This window comes from Caulobacter sp. Root1472 (assembly GCF_001426985.1).
GTDB classification, from domain to species: Bacteria; Pseudomonadota; Alphaproteobacteria; order Caulobacterales; family Caulobacteraceae; genus Caulobacter; species Caulobacter rhizosphaerae.
On record NZ_LMFX01000047.1, the window covers coordinates 1 to 1,366 of the forward strand.

The window sequence follows — 1,366 nt, forward strand, 5'->3', positions numbered from 1 at the left end:
TCACAACCCTCAACGAAGCGGCTCAACTCCACCTCCCGACTGCTACTCCAGCATCAGGATTCTAGCCGATTTGGCGGTGTTTTCACACAGCCTCGGTCGTAAGCCGCCAGGGCCGTCGTGCCCAGAGCCGGACCTTCACAACGCCCCCTCGCGGCGCGAACGGCGTCCTCGCTGGAGCGCCCGACGGAACGCCGGATCCGCCCGGGCGCGTCAGCCGCCGAACAGTTTCAGCAGGTAGCTGGGCGCGGAGTTGGCGATGCTCAGCGACTTGATGGCCAGCTGCTGCTTGATCTGCAGGGCCTGCAGCTTGGTGGCTTCCTTGGCCATGTCGGCGTCGACCAGCCGGCCGACCGAGGCGTCCAGGGTGTCCTGCAGCTTGTCGATGAAGCTCATGTGGGTTTCGAGGGCGTAGGACCGCGTGCCCAGGCTCGAGAGGGCCGAGGTGACGTTCTGGATCGCCCCGCTCATCGCCTTGATCTCGGCGGCGCTGATCGGCGCGCCCAGCAGGTCGGCGCGCATCCCCGACAGGGCCGCGCCGGTGGTCGATAAATCCACATGGTCGACGTCGATGGTGTCGCTGGCGTCGGCGTTGGCCAGGGCCCGCACCTGGCCCGTATTGCCCGAGGAGATCAGGTTGATCCCGTTGAAGTCGGCATTGCCCACCGTGCGGTCGATCTGCCGCTTCAGCGACAGGTAGTCGTCGTTCAGGGCCTTGCGGCTGGCGGTGTCGAGGCTGGTGTCCGAGGCCGCCAGCATCTTCTCCTTCATCTGGGTCAGGAGGTCGGTCACCGTCTCGCCGGCCGCCAGGGCGACGTCGGTGATCGACTGGCCGCGCTGCAGCGAGGCCCGCACGGCGTCCAGGGCGTGGGACTCGGACCGCTGGTTCTGGGCGATGGCCCAGACGGCGGGATTGTCCTTGGGGCTGGAAATCGCCAGGCCGGTGGCGATGTGGCGCAGGGTGTCGGACAGGTCGCGGTTGATCGCGTTCAGGGACTGCAGGGCGATCATCGCCCCGACATTGGTGTTGATGCTGTTGAACGACATCGACGGACCGCTTCCAGGATCGGCCGCGAAGCCGAAGGCGCGTTTTACGCCCGACGGTCAACCTAGGCTGGCAGGCTTAGCCGTTCGTTAGCGGCCAAGGTTAAGGGCGGCGGAGACGAGAGGTCCCCTCCCTGTGGGAGGGGTGTCGGCGCAGCCGACGGGGAGGGGAGTGACGGGCGCTCCGAAAACTCCCCCACCGGTCGCTGCGCGACCGCCTCCCCCACAGGGCAGGGGAATCGCATATGGATTTTTGGTCCGAACGGGATTCTGAGGGTGTCTCCTTGTGAGAGGGAGACGGTCGGATGGAGACGTTCGCGGCTTG

At 66.6% G+C, this 1,366-nt stretch carries 1 protein-coding gene; it reads right to left on the reverse strand.

Annotated features, from left to right (window positions below; genetic code table 11):
• Nucleotides 1–210: 210 nt before the first annotated feature.
• Nucleotides 211–1,044, reverse strand: a complete 834-nt coding sequence (locus ASD47_RS22600; protein WP_056761713.1) for a flagellin — start codon at nt 1,042–1,044, stop codon at nt 211–213.
• Nucleotides 1,045–1,366: the final 322 nt, after the last annotated feature.

Coding starts and splice junctions, on each gene's coding strand:
- ASD47_RS22600 (WP_056761713.1), bottom strand. CDS start 1,044: ATGTCGTTCAACAGCATCAACACCAATGTCGGGGCGATGATCGCCCTG.